This window comes from Paenibacillus sp. MER TA 81-3 (genome assembly GCF_023713585.1).
GTDB classification, from domain to species: domain Bacteria; phylum Bacillota; class Bacilli; order Paenibacillales; family Paenibacillaceae; genus Paenibacillus_B; species Paenibacillus_B profundus.
In genome coordinates, this window is the sequence record NZ_JAMAWB010000021.1 from 45,982 (window position 1) to 71,640 (window position 25,659).

Below are 25,659 nucleotides of genomic sequence, written 5' to 3' on the forward strand. Positions count from 1 at the left end.
GGAGGAATCAATCATGAGTTACTCACATTTTAACATGTGCAATTTTCGACATAGTAATGTGGCAAATGATAAATAATATACAGGCATACATTTTAACACTAAAAGTGTTCAAGGAGGAGACAACTATTAAATATAAGGTATTCAAGAATAAGGAGTCGATATAGGTGAGTCAACCCGTCATTGAGCGAGTTATGGTCGGAAAGCCACAAACATTTGGGCAAAAAGAAGCAAAAAAAACCAATGGATCGCGAGTGGGAAAGTGGAATTGTGAAGCGTGAGGTCAAAGGAAAGGTCTGGGCAGGCAAAACGGGTCTCCAAGGGGATGGACAAGCCATAACACAAGTCTCGCAACCAAGACAGCCTTGCTGGAAACCAGCACGACGCTGGAAGATTAAAGACCTAGCCATACAAATCCAGCAGCAAGGCATGACAGGTTGGTATTTTCGTGTTCTTAAGGAAGGTGATATCCAAGCAGGAGATTACCTTCAACTTCAAGAGAGACCATTTCCCGAATGGACCGTTGCTAAATGTAACGATATTATGCATAACCAAAAAAACAAGATCTAGAACAAGAAGCTAGACTTGCTGCTTGTGAACTCCTTGCTCCGAACTGGCGTAATACGTTAAACAAACGAGCACAAGGCGAGGGAAAATTAGATATTCGTAACCGCGTAATCGGTCCTAATGAATAATTGAGACTCCCACCCATAAATGGGCAAGCTGACTAACGTCAGTGGGATTCTTGAGTGACTAAGCGTTCGCAGTCCATTTCTGTTTTGAACAGCATGAAGCCGCATTCTCCTGTTGAAAAATGCGGCTGTTTCAAAAAAGTCGTTTGTTTGAATCAACTGTGTATAGTAGCTGGACACTAGTTACTAATTAATGGGCGATCGACAAGGACCTACTTTTATACCAAGGGAATTGTAATGTTCTTTTATGTTTATAACGGCTTGATAATGTGTCACTTCGTCAATCAGTTGATTTATTTTATGAACGTCAACTGGTTTTTTCATTAATAGGTCATTTAAAATTTGCTTGATTTCTTTAGGGTAAACATTTCCTACCATACTGGAAAGTCCATTGCAGCCATCGAGTATTTTTTCTATGAGGTCAACATCTCCTCCAGCAAACATAATGAAATCATCTGGTAACTGTGTATTTTTATGACGCTTCACATTGTACTCTTCTTTAAGTCCGATAAGGTTCGAGTGTTGTTGAGAGACAAGTTCATTAAGGGATTCAGCACTTAGGTTAAAACCAGTTCGGGCAGGATTATTATAAAGCACAACTTTTTTGGTTGTATGGTTTAGCAATTCATTAACATAAGCAATGGCTTGTTTTTGTGATGGTTGAATATAAAGTGGAAACTGGACAAGAATTGCGTCAAAAACAGATTTCTCAAGTGCTTGAATAAGTTTTATCGCATCTCTCGTTCTCGCACCTGAAACACCAAACATAAGTTCAATATTTTGAAAGTTTTGCTTATTAAAGTAATCAATGATTTGCAATCGTTCATCAATACTCATTGAATTTTGCTCACCGGTAGAACCAGATACAAGTAGTGACTCAATTCCGTTATTCTTCAAATGTTCAACAATGGGGTTGAAACCTTCTAAATATAAGCTTTCATCATCATGAAAGGGAGTTGGAATAGCAACATTTAGATTTTTCATCAATTATATCCTCCAATTATTTACCCAATAATATTAATATTGAACCAACGTAATACCGTTTGAATACAATTTAATACTTGTCGGGTGTATTCACTTTGTACGGATGAGAGGGGGAACTATCTCTCCACGCGTGCACACGAATCCGTACAAACTTATTGTCCGAAGTATGAGTAAATATTCATTGCTGGCAGGAGCTTTTTATTTTACTTTTCTGGTAAAATATCGTTCTTATTAGTTATATTTTCTTTAACAACATGTTTTGCTCCTGACCCAACAGGTTCTTCCAAAAACCATGTCCCCATACCGGAGACAGTAGGTACATCCTGGATAGTATAAAGAACAGCATTTTCATGATCAGACGTATTGCAATGTTCGTGTGAAAGCCAAGCAGGAGATACAAATACATCGCCTTTTTCCCACTCAATTCTCTCGCCATTAATTATACTATAGCCTTCTCCTTCAAATACAATGAAGATAGCCAAATTACTGTGTTTATGTGGGTTATTATGTTCACCTGGCGCCAATACTTGTACCACTGCGTTTATAGTAGGGGTCACACCGTATTTATCACCAGTATCTTTATTTACCAGCGATACTGCACCTCTGCCATCACCCATAAAATCACTAGACAATGAATCATCTAATTGTGCCTTTATATCTGTTCCTTTCCAAATACAAGGACGAACAGTCGGCTTGGTACTTTTTTGTAAAAAATCTTTGTAACTAATAATATCTGTTCTTTGATCGCTCATTCTAATAACCTCCTAAATTTTTTGAGAACCTTTGTTAACCTTCCTGTGCTTACATCGCCCCTATCAAATCTTAAAGGCACCCCCTTTCAGGACTAAGTGATTTTAAAATTTCCAATATGATACCTAGCAATACAGCGATGGAAAGGTAAACCCACTTTATTAAATACTGTTATAAACTGGGCTTGTTAATTAACAGTTTAGGGTATCTTAAACCATAGTTCAATTCAATTATTTATATAGTAATAATAGGTTAAAACTATGATATAATACATATTGCCATAAAATGATTTTTGAGGGGGACCCTAGAATGGAATTAAGACAACTTGAATATTTTCGTTCAGTATGCCAGGAACTTCACTTCACAAGAGCCGCAGAAAAGATTGGAATTTCCCAACCTTCTTTAAGCCAACAAATTCGTTTATTAGAGCATGAGATTGGAGCACCTTTATTTGATCGAATTGGTAAAAAAACGGAACTTACAGAATCAGGAAGACTACTTCTGAAGTATACTCAGAATATTTTCCATGAATTAGAACAAGCACAAACTGCTATAAAGGAATTAAACGGACTCCAAAGAGGAAATATTTCTATCGGAACATTGTTAACAGTTGAAAACTACCTAATTCCACCGACATTACTAAATTTTCATCGTTTATACCCTGCTATTAAAATTTCTGTGTTTGGACTACGCACGGAAGACATTAGGAAAAGCTTGTTAGAAAATAAATTGGATATAGGTATTGTTTTTTTACCTATGAAAGATAGAGAATTAGAATCGATTTCTTTGTACAAGGAGGAACTGGCCCTTGCGGTACCCAACGGGCATCCATTAGAGGAACAAGATATGGTACATTTGGATGTATTGCGGACAACATCTTCCGTTTTATTTCCTGAAAACTACTTTTTAAGACAACTTATCAATAAATCTTGTAATGACTTGGGATTTCTCCCTCAGCCGAATTTTGAAATAACAACGATGGAATCTTTAATTGACATGGTTGAAAAAGGAGTAGGAGTGACTATATTGCCTAAACCTTATTTAGAGTGCCTTAACAATAATAAAATAAGAGTCATTCCAATTCTAAATTCTAATCTTTCCCGAGAAGTAGGAATCGTCTATAGGAAAGATAAATATATGGGTGCTGCTACACGTATGTTTATTGATCAGCTAAAGGCCACCACGATTAATTTGAATTATAGAACCAATAAAGATACTGATTAAAGGTTACCAGTTCATTATATTAGACGAAAAAATGATGACGTTGGTAGATTGGAAAAAGAAACACATGAAATAAACAACGCTTACTTATCAGTGCCTTGTTAATGTTTAATTTTCTTTTTCAACAATCGGGCGCGATTATTGAATAAGCTCTTTATTCTACTTCAACTAGGGTTCTACATATTAGTCATATCTAATATGTAGAACCCTTTAACTTTTTTATCTTTTTTAAAATTAGGTCTTGATAATATAAAAAAGTCGAATCGTTTTACCCCTTTAGATATGGATATCTAAAGGGGTGTTTTTATGTGTTAAAAGAAAATAAAGTGTTAGACTGAAAAATAAAGTATTAGACTAGGAAAATAAAGTTGTAGTACGGTTTATCAAGAGCTGACTTTAAGAAAGTCAGATAAAATAAAGAGTTCTACATATTGTACATGACTAATATGTGGAACTCTTTATTTTTAACTATCGTGTCCCGTTAGCTTAATCATAATTCCCAAAATGAAGAAGCAACTGTTTATTGTATCTACTTTATACACCCTCTTATCCCTTAAAAAAATCATTATTAAGCGTTTCTAATCTCTTCAACAGCAAAAAATGAAGTAAATATAACTTATATACTTATATAAATAAATTAGTAATTAAGATTCATGTTAAATATAATTTAGTTTTTGTTTTACTTATTTAAAGTAATGTGTTACTGTATTAATGGAAAAGGAGGGGAAACATGCCATGGATATAAAAAATGTGCCTAACTGGATATTATCCTTGGAAAATGAGGACTTAGAATTCATAAAAAATTTCGTTCTCAAATCAGGTTCTTTGAAAGAAATCGCAAAAGTATATGAAGTGTCATATCCAACAGTAAGGATTAAGCTCGATAGATTGATCGAGAAAATAAAAATCAATGACGCTATAGATAATGAGGACTTCATCAAATTCATCAAAAACCTATCGATTGATGATCGCATAAGCGTAGAGGACGCAAAACTGATCATTGAAAAATATAAACAAGAAAGGAAAGAATAATAATGGATGATTTATACAGACTTTTGGTTATAGTCGGGATATTAGCAGTTCAATACTTTCTTTCAACCAGGAACAACGTATATTGGGGATCAGTTATACCAGTAGCCTATATTGTGTTTTTAATATGGATGTTTGTTACTAATCGTATCGAAAGCACTTTAGGTTTTATCCTTTATCTACTATTAGGGTTGCTTTTCCTTATTGCACAATGGAGTGCAGGAAGAAAGTCCCTTAGCCAGAAGAGAAAAAAAGAATTGGATAAGATAAAAACTCACGACTTAAAATAGTTTATATTCAGAAGAAATCAAAGAATGGTCATCTCCTAGAAATAGATGGTCATTCTTGTCATGTAAATTCAACTATCTTGCCCGTTAGTTGAATAGGGCAGCATACATTCTTTCAAATCCTTTGATAAACCTCCGCATATGAAAACTTAAGTTGTTCTCGTAATTTTTTATTTTCATCTTCGAGCTTCTTCATCTTACGTTTAAGTGAAGCAATGATGGCGTCCTTATTGTTTTCATCCATCTCTTGCTTGATTTGTTTTGGTGTCGGCACTTGAGCTTGCTGCTGACGAAGCGATTCAATGCGCACTCGTATCTCAAGATTGTTATAGAGCGTTGCTTTGCTTACGCCAGAATCAGTTGCTACACTATTAAAATTGATGCTCTCTTTGGCTTTTACAAGCCTTCTAATCGACTCATCCACTCTTTGTATGGTCTTTGCTTTGCGAGCCTCATGAACCTGCTTTAAATGCGCTCTGCGATCGTAATCAGACATGTTTTACACCTTGCTTTCCTTTGATACGCTCCATTCGCCAAAAGACGATGTTACCTTTCCTGATCGTCTCATAGATGCTGGTCAGACGCTCAAGGTTCTTTTGGTTTTTCTCCGCAATTTCGTCGCGGCCGTATTGTTTGGCAACTTCTATCATTTTTGAGGTTGATTGAATATGAATTTCGTACTTAGGTACGTCCATTTCAGAGAGACCTACAGCTAAGTCTTTACAAGGGCTGCCGCCGTTACAAGTTAAACAGGGGGGTTCTTCCGCGTATGGGCAATTACCATTTACACGGGCCCGACAGGAGCCGTAGGGATTATCGATCGCATTTAGCTTCTTATCACGCCAGAGCGTTTCTAGGATATCGTAAGGGATCTCTTCATCCTTATGGATCTCATGGATTTTCCCATTCATATCAAAGCTAAATACGCCTTGTTTGACAACTGTTTCAAAGGCTTTGCGCTTAGTATTATCCAGAAGTTTGGCATAGCGCATTGTCATATCAGGAGAAGCATGCGCCAATAATTCCTGAACGATTAGTATATCTGCTCCGCCGTTGAGCATCTTAATAGCATAGGTGTGACGAAATTGATGAGTTTTAAAGTAAAATACGTTTCCGCTTTCATCAGTGATGTTCACATTTCTTGCCAGGCAGTTCAATTTCTCTCCAACCCATAATTGGGAATAAGGTCTGCCTTTTCTTGAACCACGAAATCGAATAAAGATGTAACTTTCTGGATTGTTGTCCTCATTGCTGTTCTCAATTGATTTTTTTATTAAAGCGGCTAACATATTAGCTAATTCGTCATCGATTGGAATGCGATGACCCTTCACAAAAGTCTTTTCAATATCAGTTTCAATGTAGTATTTTCCATTGATTCTTAACAAACAATCTTGTGTTAATCCCAATACATCTGAGATACGCAAACCAGTCTTGAACGCTATCCATACCAATGGTTGGACTTCTGAATGCAAATGATTTAAGTTAGCAAAAAGTTGTTCTAATACATATTCCGGTATGTAATCAATTTGATCGTAAGGTTTCTTTTTACGTTTTGGTCTGTCTTCGGGAAAAATATGACTTCTTTGAAGATCTTTTAAGTCATTCCATAAAGGCTCTAAGTTGCAAATGAAGTTTAAGAATCCCGGAATAACATTCATATAAATTACTGCAGTAGACCAAGAGAAATTGTTTTTGTTTAAAAGACGTTGCTTTATATATTCTTTAACATTACTCCGAATTGAGGGGTTCCTTATTTTCGAGAAGTCAACAAAATATTGAGATTGTGACTTATTATAATTAATCCCATACGTAGCATACAAAGCTCGGATGTCCCAACGATCTTTATCCCATTCCTGACGAGTATCAATAAGTTGAGATAAAGTATAATGCAAATGTCTTAAGAAGTGTGTAATTGAACATTTAATTATTTGTTCTCCGTACACATCATGTTTCCTTATAGTTTGTGTAATGATATTTTGATTCTCCAACCAAAACAACCATTCCTGATCCGCCTTTTCGATGTTCAAATCTAATAATGATTCTAGTCGAGGGTATTTTTCATTAAGAAATCTTGTGAGCCGGTTTATGTTTGTGAAATTAGTTCCGAATAAGCTTGAAAAAGACCATTCATCATTAAATAACTTATAGAACACAACATACTTGATTTCAAGATTAACCCTTGGGTTCTTAAATTCGAACCGAATATTTCTATTTGATCGATTATATTTGTTTCGCTGATCCTGAAAGTTAGCTATTGAACCAATTACATCTACACTCCAAGTATTTTCAGTCATGAAATAGGAATTCTCAACTTTGCGAAATGACACAGACCCATCATCATGAACTAACCTCTCTTGATAGCTGGAAATCTCTTGTTCAAGCTTATTTTGCAATCTATCCGCACTCACATATTTTTTATTCCGTAACTCCACTATCACTTATCTCCTTTGATTGTATATTGCCAAGCTGAAATGCATGCTGCGCTTTCTCCCAATTCTCACGAATATCTTCTTCCGATGGATGGACATACATGTTCATAGTTGTTTGAATATTGGCGTGTCCTAATCGTTCCTGCACTTGTTTGATGTCTTTAGTTTGACGGTAGTATATTGTTGCATGCGTGTGCCGCAGCAAGTGAGGGTGAATGTGCATCCCTGTTTTCTTACACAGCACTTTAAATAAGGCGCGTACATCGCGGTCATTCATCGGTTTTCCAATTCGGTTTCCCCTCAGTTTAACAAATACAAAATTCGTATCGATTTCAAGATCATCAATCACGTTGTATAGGTAGTCGTCGTATAAATCCATGAGTCCCTGTGAAACATGCAATTCCCGTTCACCCGTCTTGAGTTTTGCTCCATTCTCCAATTCACCGCGGTCCGTTAAACGTATTCGATGGCCGTTCTTGTGATCAAATACGAAGTCTTCCATGAAGAGTGATAATGCTTCCCCAATACGTAGTCCCGTTTCAAACAATAGCTGAATCAACAATCGATCACGAATGTTCGTTGTGGACTCGTAGATGTGTTCGACTTCATCCTTATGCAAAGCCTTAGGTTTTCTTCTGGGTTCTTTCAGCTTTAAAGCGTTCTTATTCGTCGGTTTTCCTTCATTTAAATGATGTAGGAATCCCTTATATTTACTATGACTACCTATAAACACCTGTCTTACCAGTTTATCTACCATATCGTTTTGGATCTCTTGAATACGGAAAAAGTAATCATATAGGTTTGTTACTACTGTGATTATAAGATTCACTGATTTTTCTGTTCTTTTCGCTTCAATCTGATGTAAAGGAGTAACTTTCCCGCTTTCAAACGGATTACGTAACCACCCTACAAAGTCTGCAAGATCCTTAACTCCTACTTCTTTATAATTTATCTTCCGCTCTTCAAGATAAGTGAAATACTGTTTTAATGCATAGCAATAAGTCTTCAGTGTGTTGTTGCTTTTACCAGTCTGATCCAGGTGTTTTAAATACTTCATCACAGGAACAACTGGAACACCTACCTCATCCAACAGCAAATATCTCTTTTTATTATCATTTAGAAATACCTCTTGTACTCTCACAGCGTCACTCCCAGCGTAAGATTTATCCTCAATATATTAAATAATTCATACTAATTTTATAAGCCATAGTTAATAATTCTATTAAACAAAAAATAGAGGAGATTAGCTCATATATTGAACTAACCATCCTCTATTTACGTTACTACAATTAAACTGAGAAAATAAAGTATTAGACTGGCGATAGTGTTAAACTAATGGGCAGTTTAATAGTATTCTTGATTCTTAATGGATGCCTTTTCTCAACTATACCAGCTAATAGCTTGTCAACATTTCCAATAATACAATTAGAAACCTTATGAAGTTCCATTACCTATCGGTTAAAAGCTATCACACTACAATCCATCACCGAAAAATTTGACTTATCGTAGCTCCTTCTCTAATATATTAGGTATCTAACATATTTCAGAGGGTGAGCTGCGTGAACTTATATGAACAAGTAAAACAAATTAATGAAGCTGATTATGCCATTAACCGCTTGATTTTTAAATACTATGAACCATATTTAGCTAGCTCTATCACCACTCAGCAAGCCGTGTTGCTGGATATTGTATACTCAGCCAACAAAATAACGGTAGGTGAGATTGCTATAGAAATGAACATTAGTTCTAGTGCAGTAAGCCAGCTTATTGCGAAGATGGAGAAAAACCAGTTTATTCATCGTGCTATCAATCCTGATAATCGCCGCGAAGTTTTTATTATGTTAGGAACTAAAGGTGTGGAGTACTTTGAGAAGCAACAATATGTCGAGCGTTCAGTGGCCGATCGTTTATTTTCTAAACTAACTGTTGCTGAACGTAATGAGTTAGAAAGAATTACGAATAAATTGAAACAAATTGCTGCTGAAGAGTTCATTTGAGTTCTTCACATCAAATATGTTAGATAACTAATATATTTAGGGGGCTTACTTATGTTCAGCTCTATTTATTCTACGCTTGAAAAAATCCAGTTCAATGGTGCAGTTTATGTAGAAACGAGCAATAACGAAATTGTAGATGTGACAATAGGCTCTGCAGATATGAAAAATTTAGTTCCGATTACGGGGGAGACACTATTTAACATTGCTTCCTTAAGCAAAATGTACACAGCTGTGATGGTACTTCAATTAATAGAGAAAAAGGTGATTCATTTTAACGACAACCTAACAAAATGGTTTGACACAAGTACCTTTCAAGATGTAACGATTGAAGAGTTATTGACGCATACATCCGGTATCCCAGAATATATAGATAATTCTTCAGTTGAAACTATTGAAGATATTTTACTTAACAAGAAGCCTTATTTCCTACCAGGTAGCGGTTGGCTTTATACAAATACAAATTATGTCTTGCTAGCTAAAATTATCGAACAGGCAAGTCAACTATCTTATGAGGATTATTTACAAAGAATGATTGCCCAACCTCTTCAACTTATAAACACCACAACGAAGCCAAAATCTAAGCCAACTGCTGTCGGTAAGCTATTTGATTTTATAAATAAGAAATATATCCATGTAATAGACGATCCGATTTTTAAAGATATTGATAAGAAGCACGATTTTTATGGTGACGGGGGCATTTATGCCACAGCTCAAGATATAGCCCGATTTGTAAAAGGGTTTCTTCAAGGTAAATTAGTATCACTTGAAATGGTGAATCGCGCCCTTACTCCTTCACCGTTAGATAGCTCATATGGTTGTGGGTTTATCATTCAAGACGGTTCTATTGGTCACTCTGGTGGTTGGCCGGGCTATTCGTCGCATTGCTTATGTTCTTTGACAAGCGAAGAGGTGACGGTTCTATTAACGAATGAAGAGGTAAGCCCTTTTTACGAGCAGCAAATATTAGAATTCTTAAACCAACCCAATGATAGTAATGAACCTGATGCTCCAAAGCATCCTATTATCATGAAATTCAATAGTGCTGATAATATTGTAGGTACCTATCAACTCGCTGATGAATACCAAACATCCTTCATAATTAAAGAGGGGATAAACTCCTATATTATATCTTTCCATGACCAACATGATACCCAGTTATTTAAAGTTGAACCTAATCTGTATTGGATTCGAAACACGATGAGTTATATCCATATTTCTGAAGGAATCTTTATTGATGAAGGTGTGGAAATACCGTTTCATAAACAATAGACATCTATGAAGGGAAATCTAATTCAGCCAGACAACCATGTAAGCCCTAACTAATGCGCCATTGATCATTTAAGTTTCCTGGATCATACAGGATGAAATAAGACAACTATAAGAGGTGAATATGAATGCATCTGAGGGATTTTATTGCCATGGATTTAGAAACTTCAACTTGATAGGCAGACTTCACTATGCTAACGGGCAGGTTCCCTCCCAATATATGCTAAAATTCATAGTGAAGGTCAAGCTGATGATGGAGGGAATTCCTTGAACAAGTGGGTTGGTGCGGCAGGTGTATGCGTTAATTCTGATAGGTAGTTACTAATGGTTCTACAAGGTAAACCAGAAGAAGAGAAACGATGGTCGGTACCGTCTGGGGGGGAAAGAACAAGAAGAAACCCTGGAAAAATGCTGTATTAGGGAGGTTTATGAGGAGACAGGTTACCGATGTAAAATCGTCAAAGAAATAAAAGGTAAGTCAGGGGCATTTGGTCCAGTTGAATACCATGTAACATATTTCGAGATTGAGATTTTAGACGGACAACCAACAATCCATGACCCCGATGGTCTTATTTATGAAATTGCCTGGAAAGCCTCTGAGCAGCTAAAAGAACTGCAATTTTCCTTTCCCGAAGATAAAGAGTTTTAGTTACAGTATATCGAACAAATAGCATTAAGCTAACGGGGCACGTTAGTTCAATGGAACAGCGACAGTCTAGGACTTTATTTTCTCGTTCTTAGCTGTCGCTGTTCCTATTTCTCAGGTCAGTCTAAAACTTATTTTATGGAGTCTGGTGGTATGACAATTCGAAAAGTCGCATGTAATAAAGGCACTTAGTCTAATACTTTATTTTCTACTGACAGATTTTGTAGATTTGAAATAAAGTTTTCTGTCGGATTTAGAACGCAATTATTTTTATTTAACTGAGTAGGGGTATCCCTAAGTTTTTATGGAAAGCGAACAGCAGAAGAGATTTATAAAAAGGTAAGGCCAAGAGTAACTCGAGTTAATAGAAAATTATGTGTAGGGACTGAAGAACAGCAGTCTAGAAATATAATTCTTGAGGGCGAAAATCTTCAGGGGATGGTCACCTTGCATAAATATAGAGAACAAGTAGATTTAATTTTGACAGCTCCACCGTACAATACTAGGCATTATTTCCGGTATAATGATGAGTGGGGTAGCGATCCAAATGACCCAGGCCTTGGGGCTCTAGTTTCTGAAGATGATGGTTCTAAACATACAAAGTGGATGAAAGCAATGATGCCACGTCTTCATATGATGTGGAAAATGCTTAAACCAACTGGTGTAATAGCCATATGTATTGATGATAATGAACTATTTCACTTAGGAATGATGATGAATGAAGCATTTGGTGAGGAAAAAAGAATAGGGATTATTAATTGGCAAAAGTCTTATTCTCCTAAAAATGATAGTAAGCATGTGTCAACGGCTGCAGAGTACGTATTGGTATATGCTAAAGATAAATCTATTGCTAAGACAGGGTTATTACCACGAGGAGATTCTACTAACTCGAAGTATAAAAATCCTGATAATGACTCAGAGGGACTCTGGAGAAGTAGTGATGCGACAGGGGCACTACACTATCCAGGTTCTAGGTCATGGACAAACCCTAAAGAATCAATGAAAAGGTGGTTAGAGGGTTGGGGCTCAACATATGTGGAAAAGAAATTAGATGATGGGCGAGTGAACGAATGATGAGAGGGATGGGAAAATGAGCGATACAAGGACCAAATTGATGCTGGATTTGCAAAGAATTGACAAGGATGAGTATCAGTTACGCGAAGGTGAGCAGCATCAAGATTTCTTACCATTGTTACTTCAATATATTGGCGATCCTCAGCCGGAATTACGGGATAACCTGATTTATCCGATGTTTTATATGTGGATTAAGGAAGAGAATAGGTTCAGTGGAGAGGAGTTGCGTAGCCTCTTAACTGTTCTGACTGATGAGAACCATTTGTTCTATAATATTGGCAGCGAGGATGATCAGTCAGTTTTTACAAGGACGTTCTCTGCCTTGCCTATCGCTTTGATTGTGCAACGCCACAGACAGAATCCATTTTTCAATCAAGCGGAAATTGAGCAATTAATGCATGCAATGCTCCGTTATTATAAAGAGGAGAAGGATCTGCGAGGTTACCTTTCAGTAGGAGGCTGGGCTCACAGCGCGTCTCACGGTGCGGATGTTTTTGTCGAGCTGGTGCAGTGCGAGGAGAGCAGCGTCACAATGCTGCGTGAGGTTCTTGTCGCTATTTCTGGTATGCTTCATAATGGTAGACACATTTTTAGCGATGAGGATGATGAGCGGTTGGTCAACATCGTGGATACGATGATTGACAAAGAGTTACTTCCACATCAAGAAATCGCTGATTGGATTAGCGGATTAGCGCAATGCTGCAATTTGCCGAGAAGTCGCAGTCAGGTGATTGCTCGCGTGAACAGCAAGAATTTTTTACGCAGTCTCTATTTCAGAAGGGGACAAGATAGCCGAGGGAATGAGCTTAACACTGTCATACTTGGTACTGAGGCAAAATTGAACAGGTTTTCTATCAGTTAAAGGATTAGAGGGGCTGTCCCAAAAGCCATAGAAAATTGGCTGAGGGATTGCCCCTTTTTATGTCAAGAAAAACAAAAAGAAACCATCCTTTGGTAAAATGGAAGTACCATCCACCACGCCCAAAAGGAAGGGGAAGTATTCCAGATTCACAAAAATTCCGGTGAGGGTTTGAACATCATTGATTACCAGACAGTAGAGATTGAACCAATTAAAAACAGCAAATTAATATACGGTAAAACTGACTTTGCTAAGCTTGAATCGTATTTAATTAAATGGGGAAGGCCAACGAGTCTTACATAAATAGAAGATATTTCTTTAAGTTTCGGTATTATATAATAGCGGTTTCCAACATTCTTTACATGGTAATTTTTAGTGGTTTCACACTTTCTTTTTTGCGATCTTATCATGTGCCACGGCAAGCCTAGTAATATCAAACATAATTCTGGCATGTTCCTCTATTAAAGGGCGCTTTAATGGAGGAAATATCATAGAAATGATCAAACTTTTTTATAAAAGAATGATTCAATAAAATATATTAAGAGCGTGCTTTGATTAATCTTTTTTCAAAACACGCTTTTTCTTTTTGCTTGTTTATCAAGGCTATTAGTATTAATTTGATCAATCTTTATTCTAAAGCTATATCTGAGTTGCTTTTCAATGTGACAGCAGATTGTTATGAGCGGCAGAGCGTGATAGCGACTTCGAATCTAGAGTTTGGACAATGGACTTCTGTGTTTTGCGATAATAAGCTCATCGCTGCTCTCGTGGATAGACTAGTGTACCACGCTGCTTGACTCTATCCATTGCTTGCTTCAAACGGAAACTCTCGCTCGTTAAGGATAGGAATACTTTTTGATTAATCTTTATTTTAAAGCTACATTCTCATTACTTGAGAAAATGATCGAGTTTTTGCGGCTGCCACGAACGCTCCATACCAGGAAGCATAGATCTACCACCCGTTTGACTTTTCCTGCAAGTTTTATAGATTTCTATATGAAGTGTATGTTGAATATTTTGTATGGATTTGGAACGTGAAAACAGAGCAAACTTTGATAAAATATAAAAACAACAGCTTGTGATAACGGAGGTAGTTTCCATAGACGCAGATTTCACGATGCTGCTTCAGCTCTTTGAGCGGGCAGCATTATTGCTAATTATTTTGTTTTTCATAACTCGTATTCCAAGCTTTAAGCAGATTCTGCAAAAAGAATCGCTGACAACGAAGGAGTTCGCCGTCGTTACGATTCTGTTCTGTACCTTTGCACTATTCGGTACCTACTCAGGCATCGATGTGGAAGGCTCGCTCGTCAACGTACGGATCATCGTGATTATGGCAGGAGGCATCTTATTCGGGCCTTGGGTCGGTCTTGTCGTGGGTGTGGTGTCCGGAATCCATCGTTATTTGATCGATATCGGCGGGGTGACCTCGATTCCATGTCTCATCACGAGTATTATTGCGGGGCTGGTATCTGGCTATATTCATCTTCGAACACCTAAAGCGAAACGTTGGTTTATCGGGATTGTTGCCGGGATGGCTTGCGAGGCATTAACGATGCTGTTGATCATATTCATGGCGCAGCCTGCAACATTAGGTATCGAGATTGTATCCAAAATTGCAACACCGATGATTCTAGGGCAATTGAATGTGGGATTGATCATTTTGTTAATTCAGAATGTAGAAAGTGAGCGGGAAGGAATCGCTGCGCAGCAAGCGAAGTTAGCTTTGGACATTGCGAATAAGACATTACCCTATTTCCGCTCCATCAATACCGAATCATTGCACAAGATCTGTTCCATTATTAAAGAAGATATTCAAGCCGATGCAGTGGCGATTACGGATGCCTCGAACGTGCTCGCTTACGTCGGTTTTGGGGAAGACCGCTATCAATTCCGGCATGAGATCATAAGTGATATGACCAAACAGACGATACGGAGCGGGGAGTTCATGATAAGCAACCATGCGCTGGACGATGCGCTGCCCGGCATTCAATCCTTACTCATTATTCCGCTGAAAGAGCGAGAAGAAGTTACTGGGACCTTGAAGATTTATTATCGGAAAGCGCATAAAATTACCTATCCGCTGCAGACTATGGCCGTCGGTTTATCCCAGATCATTTCGACATTAATGGAAGTGTCCCGTGTGGAAGAGATTAAGGAGATGGCGAATAAAGCTGAGCTCAAAGCGCTGCAGACAACCATTCAGCCTCACTTTTTGTTCAATGCGTTGAACGCGATTGGGTCCTCGATCCGGAATAGACCGGATCAAGCGAGGGAGCTGATCGTTAATTTATCAGGATATTTACGTTATAATTTGGAGCTAACGGATGAATTGATCGATATCCATAAGGAGCTGGAGCAGGTTCGGAATTACGTAGAAATTGAAAAAGCACGCTTTGGTAATCGGTTACATGTTGTTTATGATGTGGATGAAGTCTCCGTGAAGATTCCCAGTCTCATCATTCAACCGTTAGTGGAGAATGCGATTGTCCACGGTATATTGAAGGAGAAAGGACCCGGAACGGTAACCATCTATATCAAAGATACAGAAGATTACATTCGGATTGGTGTGCAGGATACTGGCGTGGGTATCCGTGAAGATATCATTAAACAGGTGATGGAGGAACGTGTTCCACCGAACCATATTGGTCTTTTCAATGTGCATAAGCGTGTGAAGCTCATTTTCGGGCATGGTGTTACAGTGGAGCGACTAGATCAAGGAACGAATATCTTTTTTGACATACAGAAGGAGACACAATGAGAGCGATAATTGTGGAAGATGAAGTATTAGCCAGTGAAGAGCTGGAATATCTGATTACAAAACATAGCCGCATTGAAATCGTGGAGCGATTCGAGGATGGCCTTGATGTGCTTAAATTTCTGCAGGAGAAGGAAGTCGATGCGATTTTTCTCGATATCAACATTCCATCCCTGGACGGGATGCTGCTAGCGACTAATATCAGTAAGTTCGCGCAGAAACCGTATGTTATTTTTACAACAGCTTATAAGGAACATGCTGCCCAAGCTTTTGAACTGGAAGCTTTTGATTATATCTTGAAGCCCTATGACGAGAACCGGATTGCCGCGATGTTACGTAAGCTGGAGACCGCCTTCGAACGGGATCTGCAGCAAGGAGGAAGTTCAAATCCTGTGGACAGCAGGCAAAGATCTGAGGAGAAACGCATTAATCTGCTGAAAAATGATAAATATATTGTAACGGATAGCGATGACATCTACTATGCGGAAGCACAAGAGAAGGTGACGAACGTATTCACGAAGAGCGGTATCTATACGATGCCGATGAGTATTTCGGACTTTCATGCCATGCTGCCTCAAGATCGATTCTATCGTTGTCATCGTTCCTATACCGTCAATTTGTCCCAAATTCATGAAATCGTTCCATGGTTCAACAATACCTACCTGCTGCGTCTACGTGATATGGATGCCAAAGTGCCCGTCAGTCGAAGTAAAGTCAAAGAATTTAGGCAGTTGATGCATATATAAATGCAGTTCATTCCGTAATCCTGTCATTTCATGTCGCTCTTGGCTCAAGAAAGCGTTTTATCTTGTAAGATAAGGGTGTGAAAGCAAGGCGTAAGAGGCTTTCTTCCCTACAGATAACGCACACATCTTGGTCATAGCAGAATGAAAAGAGGGGATCTATCATGAGAACGCATCAAGCAACCCAATCGCAGGTAAATCGATGGATGATCGTCCTTGGAACAATCATTGTACAAATGGGATTAGGAACCATATATACGTGGAGTTTATTTAATCAGCCGTTAGCTGACAAATTTGGATGGGAGCTTAGCTCCGTATCGATTACGTTTTCCATCACCAGTTTTGCACTGGCTTTTGCGACACTGTTCGCCGGTAAAATTCAGGATCGTATTGGAATTCGGCGTTTGACGATAATTGCAGGTGCTGTTCTCGGTGCGGGGCTAGTCGCTAGCTCACAGGTTTCATCGTTGTGGATGTTGTACTTGCTTGCTGGTGTGGTTGTTGGTTTTGCGGATGGTACAGCATATATCACATCACTATCGAATTTAATGAAATGGTTTCCTGAACGCAAAGGTTTAATATCGGGGATCTCGGTGGGCGCTTTTGGGACAGGCAGCTTGGTTTTTAAATATATCAATGCGAATTTTATCAATACCATGGGAGTCTCCTATGCATTTCTGGTCTGGGGATTGATCGTGATGGTGATGGTGATTACCGGTTCGATCTTAATCAAAGAAGCCGTAATTACGGAAACACCTGCGAACGCAAATACCCAATCGCACAGTGGGCGGAACTATACAGTCAAAGAAATGCTGCGTACGAAAGAAGCGTATATGCTCTTCATTATTTTATTCACAGCTTGTATGAGTGGATTGTATCTGATTGGTATCGTCAAAGACATCGGTGTGCAGCTTGCCGGTCTTGATATCAGCACAGCAGCGAATGCTGTAGCTATGGTGGCGATTTTCAATACGGCCGGCCGGATCATTCTCGGTGCATTGTCCGATAAAGTAGGACGTATGAAAGTTGTAGCTGGAGCGCTTTTCGCAACGGCATTGTCCGTCATGACTTTAAGCTTCATACCTTTGAACCTAGGCATCTTCTTCACATGTGTCGCGGTGATCGCATTCTGTTTTGGCGGTAATATCACAGTCTTCCCAGCGATTGTGGCTGACTATTTCGGCTTGAAGAACCAGAGCAAGAACTATGGAATCATTTATCAAGGATTCGGTTTAGGTGCCTTAGGTGGTTCGTTCCTTAGTGCTTTGTTCGGTGGTTTCCATATTACCTTTACAGTTATCGCGGTCTTGTGTATGCTCTCTTTCTTGTTCGCGATCTTTATCTCAGTACCTAGCCAACGTAATCAGTCGAACAAGAACCAAGAAGTGAAACAAGAAGTTGTGCTAAAACCGCATTACAATGTGGGATAATCGCAGTGGAACCTCCTATCGATAAGAAAGGCCACTGAAAGAGTGTCAGAAAATCAAACAGGCGTCTTTCGCACATATAAGCTGTGCAAAAGACGCCTGTTTTTGTTATATAAGGATATCTATTGGAACGAGTGTTCGCGACGATAATTTCAAACCAACAATTCTTTATTCTAAGTCCACATATGGCGATTTACGATATAGTTCTTGTTGATTTTCCTTTGTATATAACGAACTGGAGGACAAATATTGTCATGATAAGGTGAGGACAGCTATCAAACATTTAATGAAGGTTCTTTCACTACTAGTGATGGCATTATTAACGCTCGGGTTGTAATTGGAGCATGTGATCAGGATTATTACTGACAGTAAAATCCCAGGCCCTTATCGCATGAGGGGCATTTACTAACCAAATTGTAATGAAGAATATCGCATATCAGACCACGCGAGGAGGCGCTTGGACACTATTTGATCCGACGGGTAAAGTAAATGAAGTTTTCTGGTCACAAGGTTATACTCATCAAACCACTTCGCAAACATTTACTTATGTAACCTCAAACGGTAACTTGACTGCTTCATTAAAGAAAGCTGGTATTCATGCTTAAGGAGATAGGCATGGTTTATTCCCTGCCTATTTCAAATTTAGATCAGCCACTTTATCTGCGGTCAGGAAGTTTCTGTATGATATCAGAATATAGATTGATTTTTGTTTTAATATTTACCGGTTTATTTTTATTATCGTTGTAACCTGTGGTAGCCGTACCATCATTGTTCTCAAAAAAAATTACACTACGATGATCATAAGCCTCCATGATCGGGTCTGTATCTAAACTCATTTCGGGTGAAACATTCCCTGCTGCTTGAGATGGCACTCTTCGTTCCCGAAATAACTGTCCAATTGCATTTGCTTTGCCGTCTTTGACTTGTACAAATGTATAAATTCCATCTTCAAAATAGTAAGTGTCTGCTCTTCCTGCAGGGAACGTATAGTGGTGTAAACGATAACCATCTAATGTACCAAGTGTTTTGAAATCCGCGTTGATTGGTAATGCGATAGCGGCTTTACGTGCTGCTTGAAGGTCATCTTGATACAGTAATTTCGAATCAAACGAATAGTCTTTGGAGTTAACGAAAACAAATTTGCGAATCGATTCAAATTGAACGTTGTACCCCAAGGATTCAGAGACAAATCGTATAGGAACAAGAATACGGCCATTTCTATTTTGAGCAGGTATATCCATTTGTATAACTTTCTCGTTTTTATAGGCAGTTCTGCTATTTGCACTTATTTTCAAGTAATCTCCATCTTTATAAATTCACCATTAGCAACAACTTCTATTGGTCTAACATCCTCTTCTGATTTAACTAGTGGTCCTGCGATTGCATGTGAATTATTCAAAAAACCAATGCTTAACGTCAGTATTAATCCTGATATAATTTTCTTCATTTTGTATCTCCCCCATCTTTTATTAATGACTAATAGAAGGTAATAAATGGTTCGATGCAGGAATAGTTATTATGTCAATTCAGAAAACGCACAATAATTTTAACACTTAACAATCAGATAAAAACATACATATTTTTTTATTGATAGTAAAAGAATGACCAAAAAAAGGAATGAAAAAATACTGAAATAGGACCATATTCCTGTTAAATACTTAGCTTTATGATGTTGTTCCGTTATTGGTGACCCTTTCATATAATGAGAGTACTTCAGTATTCGAGGAGATGATCTTGATGAACAAGAACATGAGGATTACGGATATTTTGGTGCGGTTCGACGAGATTACGAAGCATTATGTGCGGGAACTGGACAAGTATAGTCTGGCGGAACTGTGGCGCAAGCCGAGCGAGAACGAATGGTCGCTTGGGCAAATGTACCTGCATCTGCCCCATTCCACGCTGAACTTGCAGCTCCGTCTTGCGGAGCAGTGCATGGATCCCGGTGGCGAGGGGGGCGGCGGGAAGACGGAGGCCGGCCATGCCGTGTTCGAGCAAGGGAGCTTCCCGCCAGTTCGCATTAAGGTACCTGCAGGCTTGCAGTATACGCCTCCGCAGCCGGAGAGCAAGGAGCAGCTTGTCGCCAAGCTGGAGGAAGCAAGGTGCCGCATGCATGAGATTGGGGCGTCGCTGCAGAGCATAGATCCAGAGCGGCTGGAGCGGAAGGCGGTTCATCCGGCCGTAGCCTTCGGCGCGTTAAACGCGGTCGAATGGTTCGCGATGGTGGAGATGCATTACCGCCACCATCTTCTTCAGAAGGAGCGGCTGGACGCTTTCATACATAGGCAATCGTGACACATCGGTGTTAGGGACGCTTGCCGAAGTCGAATAGGCCAAGGCGTACAATAAAGACGCGAACCCGCTCTACACCTCAGCTTCTTTCTTCTGTGCCATATGGCTTAGCTAAACGCAAAACATGACAACAGCGAAGATTGAACGTTACATCAAAGAAGGTAGAGGTCAGTACCGGTAAAGACTATATATGAAAAAACAGATTTAGAGCGGATTGCCGCTTAGCGGAAAAGCAAGTCATTTGGGCTATGACCGGCGGAAAAAAGCTTTCATCCCGACAAAAGTCGCAGAGTACCGGCGGTCATGCCGATGCCCTGCGACTTTTCGGCGCGTCTTCGTTCATTTGCCTTCCTCGTCGGCCGAGGGACCGTAGAGGCCCGGCACCGGAATATCGAGGAGCCGCAAATAAACCCCGAGCTGCGCCCGGTGGTGAACCATGTGGCTTAATCCGAAGGTGCGTAGCGCGATCGCCCGCGGTTGGCGCAGGATGATATGGTCGCCGTTCCGCAAGACCCATTCCTCGCCGAACGTTTTCTCGTCGCATTCGGCTAACAGCTTTTCAAGCTTGATAACGTTCGCGTCGAATTCCTTCAGCACGTCTTCGCGTCTTTCCAAAGGTTCCCGACGCAGCGGCACGGTCGAAAGATCGAATTCCGGGTAAAGAAAAATCGCGACTTGCCAATTCAACAGGTTGATCAGGTGAGTGGCCAGCCCGCCCAACGTCATCGATTTCACGTGCGGCTTCCACGTCATATGCTCCTCGGGCAAGCGCTCCAGGATGCGGCGCGTATTGGCCAGCTCATGCATGGCGTCTCCGATAATCAGTTGTTTCACCATATATTACCTCCCTTGTATGGTTAGCATACTATAAACCCGGTCGAGCGGAAAGGCTTGTCTCGGTCGTTCGGCATCGGATGACGGTTCGACTTGCGGGACAAACATATGTCCGTTCTCCGCATCCGTGGGCTTAGCCGTCCCCGTAAACGGCCGACGGCTCCGACAGCGGTCGGCCGATCGCGTCCGTTGTATAACCGATGCCGTATAATGGATTAAAGAAGGCCGAGGAATAGGAATTGTTGTGCAGTGACAATAATGTTATTAAAAAATAATAATTTTATTTTAGGAGAGAATGACATGGAAGTATTTGCAGAGTTCTTAGCGAAAATCGATAACCCGGTACATCGGGAGCGAACGGAAGAAGTTTTGGCTTGGGTAACCAAGACATTTCCAACTTTAATGCCGAAAATTGCGTGGAATCAGCCTATGTTTACCGATCACGGCACATTTATCATTGGCTTTAGCGTATCCAAAAATCATTTGGCCGTTGGCCCTGAAAGGGCAGGGATTGTTCATTTTTCCGATGAAATTGTACAGGCTGGATATGAGCACACCCAGCAGTTGGTACGAATACGGTGGGATCATCCGGTTGATTTCTCATTACTTGAGAAAATGATCGAGTTTAATATTTTGGACAAGGCGGACTGTTCAACTTTTTGGCGGAAATAAAAAAATCGGATTGTCTAAAGGAGTTTTTTATGTCCAAAAGAAAAAGAACATTTGAAACTGAAAACTTATATCATTAATTTTCTGCGTACTCAAAATATGAAATACCATAAAGAATATGTAGTAATGATAAAGGAGAGCATCATGTACACAATTGGACAAGTAGCTAAATTTTTAGGTGTATCTAGAGATACCTTGAAATTTTATGAAGAAAAGGAATTAGTAAAGCCTAAGCAAAATATGGAGAATGGGTATAGAAAATATAATCATTTTGATATATATGATATAACAACAGTAAATTTCTATAGAGAAATTGATATTGAAATTAAAAAAATCCAGGAATTAAGAAAAAGCAAGAGTATAGAGGGAATAAAATCATTATTAGAAGAGAAAGAACAAAATGTTTTAGAGGAAATAGAATATAAAAAGCTTCTATTAAAAAAGCTTCAGATAGTAAAAGAAGATTGCGAAAAAATTAAACAATTTTTAGGAGAATACACAGTAAAAGAAATGAAGCCTTTAGAAATAAAAGGAGAAATAGAACATTTTACAGCGTATGATGAATATGAAACTCTAAAAGAGAACACAGACAGCTTAAAAAAAGCAGTTACTCTAACCTCTTTAAGAAGAGTCATCAGTTTCAATGAAGAAGGTATTATAGAAGATAAGTTTATCATTGTAAGAAAAGTAGAAGACTTTGATAAAAAAATAGAAGGTGAAATTCTATCTCATCCAAAATGTATGTATACCGTTATTGAAGATGGAAGATGGTCAACTGGTGGGAAAAGTATTGATCATAACGTGGAAGCTAATTTAAGAAAAGTAGCAATAGAAAAAGGGTATGAGCTTTTGGGGCTAGTTTATATAAATCTATTACTTACCACTTATGAAGAGGGACTTGAACGTATATTTTTAGAAATTTATGCACCTATAAAATAATGCAGACATGTATTGACCTGTGAGTAACCCCTAGGTTTAAGCTGAAGATATTAGTAAATATGAGCGTTATTATATTTACGAAATACTTAGTTTGAAGCGGGGATTATGCATGAATAGAGAAATGAAACTAAAAAAACCAGTAGCAAGTTTTATTCTACTAACCAATATCATTTTTTTGCCGCTTTTTTTACTTGTAGGAGCCATAAGCATGTTAGGATTTCCTGCATGGGTCTTTGATGTAATGTTCTGTATATCATCTTGGTCCTCAACCTTTGCTTTTGCGGCGCTATTTAAAAAAATCTATCCTGGGCAGAGTTTTATACAATTTGTAAAAGATAAATTCAAAAATAAACTTAAATTTTCTGTGATTCTTACTGTGAGTATGATTCAAGCCTTCATATTTGTGATGACTTTGTTTCTCGTATTTAATAATAGAGAAGTAGACTCTATTTTTACGATATCATCATGGGGAATGCTGATCTATTTCTTTTTTAAAAACCTTCTTGCAGGGCCACTAGGAGAAGAAATAGGGTGGAGAGGTTTCGCTCAAATTGAGCTCCAAAAGAAGCATTCGCCATTAAAAGCTTCGATAATCATAGGATTTTGGTGGGGGATGTGGCATCTACCCACATGGTTTACTACAGGGTTTGTGGGCATTGATTTAATCAAATATATTCTATTCTTTATGATTTCACTCATATCCACTAAAATCGTCATGACAGCATTTTATAACTTAAATCAGAATTTAATTATCCCAATCATCATCCACCAATTCTTTAATTTTTTTATTGGCTTAATAAACGAAAACTTAATCGATTTAATCATGTATAACGCGATTTTTTATTTAGTTGTAGCAGTTTTAATCATCGTTATAAATCCAAAGAAAGTATTGTATGGAAAGGAAGATGTAAAGATTATTAATGGAAGCATCACATGATTTAGTGATAGTTTGTACAGCTATACATTTCAACTATCGGGAGCGTTAGATAGCCGCAACCGCCTCACGCAGGTTACGACCGAAAAGGGAAAGGCCGTCACTACCGCCCAAAGGCGGCGTGACGACCCGCTATTACTATGACGACCGAGTGAAAATCGTAGCGGAAGGAGAGGTCGAAGCAGGTGAAAGTGTCACCATTATGGCTTAACCATCTCCGCATCTAACGCGTGGCGTCATGCGTTATATCATGGCCAGGAACGCTCACCCTTGATCACCTGAGCGCCCATTTCCAGATCACTTGTGTTCTTGAAGTTCGGATAGGCCTTCTGCATCGCTGCAATCAGCTCAGCGGAATTCTTGGCCTGCTTAGCCGCAGCTTCAAATTCTGCAATGTAGTCACGAGTAAAGGTGACGCTGGATATATTTTCGGTGCTCTTGCCCAGGTAATGGCCCGGGAGAACCCGTTCCGGCTTCAGGTCAAGAATCCGATCCAGAATCTCCCGCCAGTGGTCACGGCTCTCCGGAGTCTGGTTGTCTGCCATCCAGACATGCAGGTTCTCGTAGATTGGCACACCGCCCAGGATGGTCTTTTGCGACGGAACCCAAAGGACGGTATGAGACGGATCCGAACCGTCGAGACCGATCACCTGCACCGTTTGGCCATCGACCGTCAGTTTATCCCCGTCAAGGACATCAGGGACGATCAGCGCAGTCGGGGCGTTTTCTTTCAGGATCGGACTCCAGAAATCGCTCTTGAGCTGGATAGTTGCCTTAATCCCTTCTACAGTGGCCGGGGTGGCAACGATTTTTACGTCAGGAAATGCCTCGCGGATCGCCGACAGGCCAAAGTAGAAATCCGGATCCTTGTGGCTGATATACACCGTAGTCAGCTTCTTTCCAGTGTCGCGGATCATCTTGACCAGGTGTTCGGCGTTGCTCTTTTCGAACTGAGCATCGACGAGCAGTACCTCGTTCGGTCCTTCGATCAGGCTCGAGGAGACGGAGAAGAGGCCGTTTTCTCCAGGGTTGAACGGCGTGATCTTGAGGTCCGCCGCTGGCGTCTTAGTTCCTTCGCTCGCGGTATTCGTCGTATTCGCCTTGCCGGAGCATGCGCTCAGCAATAACGTGAAACAAAGCAACAAAATAACTCCTATCGATGATTTCTTACTAAACTTACTAAACATTGTCAAATCTCCCTCTTCCTTATATTGATAACGATTATTGAAACAGTAACGTAACGCTGTCAGCACAAACTGCTCACTCAGATTCGCTCCCGGCATCGTCCAACAGATTCAACGACTGCGATTCCTTCCAAGCCGTCTGCAAAGCGTTGAGAAATACGTCGGTTGACTGCGCCACCGATACGGCGTATTTGCGGTCGATGACGAAGAACGGCACTCCGCTGACGCCAAGCCGGCTTGCTTCTTCCTCGCCGCGCACTTCCGCCAGCAAGCACCTTGAGCGCTTCATCGCGATCCAACGCGACCTTCACCACTAATTCCACCAGCGTTTCGTGGTCGCCCAAATTCCAGAAGTAGGTAAAGTATGCCCGGAACAGTTCCTGTGCATTCGGGTTCATTTTACCTTGATTGAATGCGTACTTCGCCAACCTATGGGCATCGAATGTGTTCGTCAGAATCAAGGTGGCAAATTGGAGTGTAAGCCCGATTTCCTTCGCTTTACCGCTAAGATTTTCGTTTATCGCAATCGCTTGATCCCGGCTCATACCGTACTTGGCGACCAGCATGTTATGCACGTCGTAATCCACGTCTCTCCTTTCCATGTATTTCGAGATTCGGTGTTGTAACCAACTTCATTACAACCATTCC

General features: G+C 39.6%; 25 protein-coding genes and 3 pseudogenes. 18 read left to right on the top strand and 10 right to left on the bottom strand.

Annotated elements, in window-relative coordinates; genetic code table 11:
* Positions 1–180: 180 nt before the first annotated feature.
* Together M3650_RS24390 and M3650_RS24395 are read left to right on the top strand one after the other, a co-directional pair.
* A complete protein-coding gene (locus M3650_RS24390) occupies positions 181–567 on the top strand; it encodes an MOSC domain-containing protein (protein ID WP_019418945.1) in 387 nt (128 codons plus the stop codon).
* A gap of 23 nt (positions 568–590) precedes the next feature.
* Positions 591–692, top strand: a pseudogene (locus tag M3650_RS24395) (MOSC domain-containing protein); the annotation flags it as partial.
* A 183-nt stretch (positions 693–875) separates the two neighbouring features.
* Here M3650_RS24395 and M3650_RS24400 read toward each other — a convergent pair.
* A complete protein-coding gene (locus M3650_RS24400) occupies positions 876–1,673 on the bottom strand; it encodes a dihydrodipicolinate synthase family protein (RefSeq protein WP_019418944.1) in 798 nt (265 codons plus the stop codon).
* Between the two features lie 203 nt (positions 1,674–1,876).
* The gene (locus M3650_RS24405) at positions 1,877–2,425 is read right to left on the bottom strand and encodes a cupin domain-containing protein (protein WP_019418943.1); all 549 of its coding nucleotides are present in this window, start codon (positions 2,423–2,425) and stop codon (positions 1,877–1,879) included.
* 307 nt (positions 2,426–2,732) lie between these two features.
* Between M3650_RS24405 and M3650_RS24410 the strand changes: the two genes are divergently transcribed.
* Positions 2,733–3,647, top strand: coding sequence for a LysR family transcriptional regulator (locus tag M3650_RS24410; RefSeq protein WP_019418942.1), 915 nt, complete (start codon positions 2,733–2,735; stop codon positions 3,645–3,647).
* Between the two features lie 732 nt (positions 3,648–4,379).
* A complete protein-coding gene (locus M3650_RS24415) occupies positions 4,380–4,676 on the top strand; it encodes a DUF2089 family protein (RefSeq protein WP_251578592.1) in 297 nt (98 codons plus the stop codon).
* Positions 4,677–5,075: 399 nt separating this feature from the next.
* Here M3650_RS24415 and M3650_RS24420 read toward each other — a convergent pair whose 3' ends face one another.
* The 3 genes from M3650_RS24420 to M3650_RS24430 are packed head-to-tail and all read right to left on the bottom strand — an operon-like array spanning position 5,076 to position 8,530.
* Entirely contained in the window at positions 5,076–5,456 is a 381-nt protein-coding gene (locus tag M3650_RS24420; RefSeq protein ID WP_251578594.1) for a DUF6262 family protein, read from the bottom strand.
* Complete coding sequence (locus tag M3650_RS24425) at positions 5,449–7,392, bottom strand: tyrosine-type recombinase/integrase (RefSeq protein WP_251578596.1); 1,944 nt, start codon at positions 7,390–7,392, stop codon at positions 5,449–5,451. The genes M3650_RS24420 and M3650_RS24425 overlap by 8 nt, the downstream gene beginning before the upstream one ends.
* The gene (locus M3650_RS24430; RefSeq protein ID WP_251578598.1) at positions 7,376–8,530 is read right to left on the bottom strand and encodes a tyrosine-type recombinase/integrase; all 1,155 of its coding nucleotides are present in this window, start codon (positions 8,528–8,530) and stop codon (positions 7,376–7,378) included. Before M3650_RS24430 ends, M3650_RS24425 begins: the two co-directional genes overlap by 17 nt.
* A 418-nt stretch (positions 8,531–8,948) precedes the next feature.
* On the opposite strand from M3650_RS24430, the gene M3650_RS24435 reads away from it, so the two are divergent.
* From M3650_RS24435 to M3650_RS24480, 10 genes and pseudogenes are all read left to right on the top strand, one after another.
* Positions 8,949–9,386: a MarR family winged helix-turn-helix transcriptional regulator gene (locus M3650_RS24435; protein WP_251578600.1), complete on the top strand. Its 438-nt coding sequence runs from the start codon at positions 8,949–8,951 to the stop codon at positions 9,384–9,386.
* A gap of 51 nt (positions 9,387–9,437) precedes the next feature.
* Positions 9,438–10,655 (top strand): serine hydrolase domain-containing protein, encoded by a 1,218-nt coding sequence (locus M3650_RS24440; RefSeq protein ID WP_251578602.1) that lies wholly within the window; start codon positions 9,438–9,440, stop codon positions 10,653–10,655.
* A gap of 321 nt (positions 10,656–10,976) precedes the next feature.
* Positions 10,977–11,301: pseudogene (locus M3650_RS24445) on the top strand (NUDIX hydrolase).
* A gap of 444 nt (positions 11,302–11,745) precedes the next feature.
* The gene (locus M3650_RS24450; protein ID WP_251578604.1) at positions 11,746–12,372 is read left to right on the top strand and encodes a DNA methyltransferase; all 627 of its coding nucleotides are present in this window, start codon (positions 11,746–11,748) and stop codon (positions 12,370–12,372) included.
* Between the two features lie 16 nt (positions 12,373–12,388).
* Positions 12,389–13,234: a DUF2785 domain-containing protein gene (locus tag M3650_RS24455; RefSeq protein WP_251578605.1), complete on the top strand. Its 846-nt coding sequence runs from the start codon at positions 12,389–12,391 to the stop codon at positions 13,232–13,234.
* Positions 13,235–13,860: 626 nt separating this feature from the next.
* Positions 13,861–14,022: pseudogene (locus M3650_RS24460) on the top strand (ATP-binding protein); the annotation flags it as partial.
* A 326-nt stretch (positions 14,023–14,348) separates the two neighbouring features.
* Entirely contained in the window at positions 14,349–15,992 is a 1,644-nt protein-coding gene (locus M3650_RS24465; protein ID WP_285848647.1) for a LytS/YhcK type 5TM receptor domain-containing protein, read from the top strand.
* Positions 15,989–16,735: a LytR/AlgR family response regulator transcription factor gene (locus tag M3650_RS24470; protein ID WP_251578607.1), complete on the top strand. Its 747-nt coding sequence runs from the start codon at positions 15,989–15,991 to the stop codon at positions 16,733–16,735. Before M3650_RS24465 ends, M3650_RS24470 begins: the two co-directional genes overlap by 4 nt.
* A 161-nt stretch (positions 16,736–16,896) precedes the next feature.
* Entirely contained in the window at positions 16,897–18,162 is a 1,266-nt protein-coding gene (locus M3650_RS24475) for an L-lactate MFS transporter (protein WP_251578609.1), read from the top strand.
* A gap of 416 nt (positions 18,163–18,578) precedes the next feature.
* Positions 18,579–18,764 (top strand): hypothetical protein, encoded by a 186-nt coding sequence (locus M3650_RS24480; RefSeq protein WP_251578611.1) that lies wholly within the window; start codon positions 18,579–18,581, stop codon positions 18,762–18,764.
* A 51-nt stretch (positions 18,765–18,815) separates the two neighbouring features.
* Here M3650_RS24480 and M3650_RS24485 read toward each other — a convergent pair whose 3' ends face one another.
* Together M3650_RS24485 and M3650_RS24490 are read right to left on the bottom strand one after the other, a co-directional pair.
* A complete protein-coding gene (locus M3650_RS24485; RefSeq protein ID WP_251578613.1) occupies positions 18,816–19,454 on the bottom strand; it encodes a copper amine oxidase N-terminal domain-containing protein in 639 nt (212 codons plus the stop codon).
* On the bottom strand, positions 19,451–19,606 hold the full coding sequence (locus tag M3650_RS24490) for a hypothetical protein (RefSeq protein ID WP_251578615.1): 156 nt from the start codon (positions 19,604–19,606) through the stop codon (positions 19,451–19,453). The genes M3650_RS24485 and M3650_RS24490 overlap by 4 nt, the downstream gene beginning before the upstream one ends.
* 290 nt (positions 19,607–19,896) lie before the next feature.
* On the opposite strand from M3650_RS24490, the gene M3650_RS24495 reads away from it, so the two are divergent.
* Entirely contained in the window at positions 19,897–20,454 is a 558-nt protein-coding gene (locus tag M3650_RS24495) for a DinB family protein (RefSeq protein WP_251578617.1), read from the top strand.
* A 336-nt stretch (positions 20,455–20,790) separates the two neighbouring features.
* Here the strand turns inward: M3650_RS24495 and M3650_RS24500 are convergent, their stop codons facing one another.
* A complete protein-coding gene (locus M3650_RS24500; RefSeq protein ID WP_251578619.1) occupies positions 20,791–21,288 on the bottom strand; it encodes a DinB family protein in 498 nt (165 codons plus the stop codon).
* Positions 21,289–21,585: 297 nt separating this feature from the next.
* Here M3650_RS24500 and M3650_RS24505 point away from each other — a divergent pair, with 297 nt between their 5' ends.
* The 3 genes from M3650_RS24505 to M3650_RS24515 all read left to right on the top strand — a co-directional run bounded on the left by M3650_RS24505 (position 21,586) and on the right by M3650_RS24515 (position 23,830).
* A complete protein-coding gene (locus M3650_RS24505; RefSeq protein ID WP_251578621.1) occupies positions 21,586–21,957 on the top strand; it encodes an iron chaperone in 372 nt (123 codons plus the stop codon).
* Between the two features lie 141 nt (positions 21,958–22,098).
* Positions 22,099–22,893 (top strand): MerR family transcriptional regulator, encoded by a 795-nt coding sequence (locus tag M3650_RS24510; protein WP_251578623.1) that lies wholly within the window; start codon positions 22,099–22,101, stop codon positions 22,891–22,893.
* Positions 22,894–23,002: 109 nt separating this feature from the next.
* Complete coding sequence (locus M3650_RS24515) at positions 23,003–23,830, top strand: CPBP family intramembrane glutamic endopeptidase (protein WP_251578625.1); 828 nt, start codon at positions 23,003–23,005, stop codon at positions 23,828–23,830.
* 245 nt (positions 23,831–24,075) lie between these two features.
* On the opposite strand, the gene M3650_RS24520 is transcribed toward M3650_RS24515, so the two are convergent.
* Both M3650_RS24520 and M3650_RS24525 read right to left on the bottom strand, forming a co-directional pair.
* Positions 24,076–25,014, bottom strand: a complete 939-nt coding sequence (locus M3650_RS24520; RefSeq protein WP_311295128.1) for an MBL fold metallo-hydrolase — start codon at positions 25,012–25,014, stop codon at positions 24,076–24,078.
* A 77-nt stretch (positions 25,015–25,091) separates the two neighbouring features.
* The gene (locus tag M3650_RS24525; RefSeq protein WP_251578629.1) at positions 25,092–25,613 is read right to left on the bottom strand and encodes a DsbA family protein; all 522 of its coding nucleotides are present in this window, start codon (positions 25,611–25,613) and stop codon (positions 25,092–25,094) included.
* Between the last annotated feature and the right edge of the window lie 46 nt (positions 25,614–25,659).

What these genes read in the sequence shown, in the direction of transcription:
- M3650_RS24420 (WP_251578594.1), bottom strand. Translation starts at nt 5,456, where the DNA reads ATGTCTGATTACGATCGCAGAGCGCATTTAAAGCAGGTTCATGAGGCT.
- M3650_RS24495 (WP_251578617.1), top strand. Translation starts at nt 19,897, where the DNA reads ATGAACAAGAACATGAGGATTACGGATATTTTGGTGCGGTTCGACGAG.
- M3650_RS24410 (WP_019418942.1), top strand. Translation starts at nt 2,733, where the DNA reads ATGGAATTAAGACAACTTGAATATTTTCGTTCAGTATGCCAGGAACTT.
- M3650_RS24470 (WP_251578607.1), top strand. Translation starts at nt 15,989, where the DNA reads ATGAGAGCGATAATTGTGGAAGATGAAGTATTAGCCAGTGAAGAGCTG.
- M3650_RS24440 (WP_251578602.1), top strand. Translation starts at nt 9,438, where the DNA reads ATGTTCAGCTCTATTTATTCTACGCTTGAAAAAATCCAGTTCAATGGT.
- M3650_RS24465 (WP_285848647.1), top strand. Translation starts at nt 14,349, where the DNA reads ATGCTGCTTCAGCTCTTTGAGCGGGCAGCATTATTGCTAATTATTTTG.
- M3650_RS24455 (WP_251578605.1), top strand. Translation starts at nt 12,389, where the DNA reads ATGAGCGATACAAGGACCAAATTGATGCTGGATTTGCAAAGAATTGAC.
- M3650_RS24520 (WP_311295128.1), bottom strand. Translation starts at nt 25,014, where the DNA reads ATGTTTAGTAAGTTTAGTAAGAAATCATCGATAGGAGTTATTTTGTTG.
- M3650_RS24510 (WP_251578623.1), top strand. Translation starts at nt 22,099, where the DNA reads ATGTACACAATTGGACAAGTAGCTAAATTTTTAGGTGTATCTAGAGAT.
- M3650_RS24505 (WP_251578621.1), top strand. Translation starts at nt 21,586, where the DNA reads ATGGAAGTATTTGCAGAGTTCTTAGCGAAAATCGATAACCCGGTACAT.
- M3650_RS24475 (WP_251578609.1), top strand. Translation starts at nt 16,897, where the DNA reads ATGAGAACGCATCAAGCAACCCAATCGCAGGTAAATCGATGGATGATC.
- M3650_RS24400 (WP_019418944.1), bottom strand. Translation starts at nt 1,673, where the DNA reads ATGAAAAATCTAAATGTTGCTATTCCAACTCCCTTTCATGATGATGAA.
- M3650_RS24480 (WP_251578611.1), top strand. Translation starts at nt 18,579, where the DNA reads ATGAAGAATATCGCATATCAGACCACGCGAGGAGGCGCTTGGACACTA.
- M3650_RS24525 (WP_251578629.1), bottom strand. Translation starts at nt 25,613, where the DNA reads ATGGAAAGGAGAGACGTGGATTACGACGTGCATAACATGCTGGTCGCC.
- M3650_RS24405 (WP_019418943.1), bottom strand. Translation starts at nt 2,425, where the DNA reads ATGAGCGATCAAAGAACAGATATTATTAGTTACAAAGATTTTTTACAA.
- M3650_RS24415 (WP_251578592.1), top strand. Translation starts at nt 4,380, where the DNA reads ATGGATATAAAAAATGTGCCTAACTGGATATTATCCTTGGAAAATGAG.
- M3650_RS24500 (WP_251578619.1), bottom strand. Translation starts at nt 21,288, where the DNA reads ATGGTGAAACAACTGATTATCGGAGACGCCATGCATGAGCTGGCCAAT.
- M3650_RS24515 (WP_251578625.1), top strand. Translation starts at nt 23,003, where the DNA reads ATGAATAGAGAAATGAAACTAAAAAAACCAGTAGCAAGTTTTATTCTA.
- M3650_RS24490 (WP_251578615.1), bottom strand. Translation starts at nt 19,606, where the DNA reads ATGAAGAAAATTATATCAGGATTAATACTGACGTTAAGCATTGGTTTT.